1 rRNA gene is annotated in these 1,162 nt (G+C 50.6%); it reads left to right on the top strand.

Annotation, left to right across the window (positions count from 1 at the left end):
- Positions 1-1,162 (top strand): 23S ribosomal RNA (locus ACFX4E_RS28230); the annotation flags it as partial.

Genomic DNA, 1,162 nt, shown 5'->3' on the forward strand with positions numbered 1-1,162 from the left:
TGGAAAGGCCCATCAAAGAAGGTGACAATCCTGTACGCGACATCTTGATGAACTCTACTAGCATCCTGAGTACGGCGGGACACGAGGAATCCCGTCGGAATCCGCCAGGACCATCTGGCAAGGCTAAATACTACCTAGTGACCGATAGTGAACCAGTACCGTGAGGGAAAGGTGAAAAGAACCCCGGGAGGGGAGTGAAAGAGAACCTGAAACCGTGTGCTTACAAGTAGTCAGAGCCCCTTGAGGGTGATGGCGTGCCTTTTGTAGAATGAACCGGCGAGTTACTTTATCATGCGAGGTTAAGTGGAAGACATGGAGCCGCAGCGAAAGCGAGTCTTAATAGGGCGAAATAGTATGATGGAGTAGACCCGAAACCAAGTGATCTACCCATGGCCAGGTTGAAGTTTAGGTAACACTGAATGGAGGACCGAACGCACATCCGTTGAAAAGGGTGGCGATGAGGTGTGGATAGGGGAGAAATTCCAATCGAACCCGGAGATAGCTGGTTCTCCTCGAAATAGCTTTAGGGCTAGCCTCGACTTAGTCAGACGGAGGTAGAGCACTGAATTCCTGAGGGGGCGTCAAAGCCTACCAAGAGATATCAAACTCCGAATGCCGTACTGATGATGGTCGGGAGTCAGACTGCACGAGATAAGTTGGGCAGTCAAAAGGGAAAGAGCCCAGACCTACGGCTAAGGTCCCAAAGTATGTGTTAAGTGGAAAAGGATGTGGGATTTCGAAGACAGCTAGGATGTTGGCTTAGAAGCAGCCATACATTAAAAGAGTGCGTAACAGCTCACTAGTCGAGAGGTCCTGCGCCGAAAATGTCCGGGGCTAAAACACGATACCGAAGCTTAGGAATGTAGTAATACATTGGTAGAGGAGCAATCTCAGAGTGCCGAAGCGCTACCGCAAGGAAGCGTGGAGTTCTGAGAAGAGAGAATGCCGGAATGAGTAGCGAGATGGAGGTGAGAATCCTCCAGGCCGAATATCTAAGGTTTCCAGGGTAAAGCTGATCTGCCCTGGGTAAGTCGGGGCCTAAGGCGAGGCTGAGAAGCGTAGTCGATGGACAACTGGTGTAGATTCCAGTACCTTACTAAATCAGAAATGTGGGGACACTTGGAGGAAGAGAGAGCCGGGAATGAGAAGACCGGTGCAAAGG

Origin of the sequence: Priestia sp. YIM B13491, from assembly GCF_042787605.1 — a bacterium.
In the GTDB taxonomy this organism is placed as follows: Bacteria; Bacillota; Bacilli; order Bacillales; family Bacillaceae_H; genus Priestia; species Priestia megaterium_E.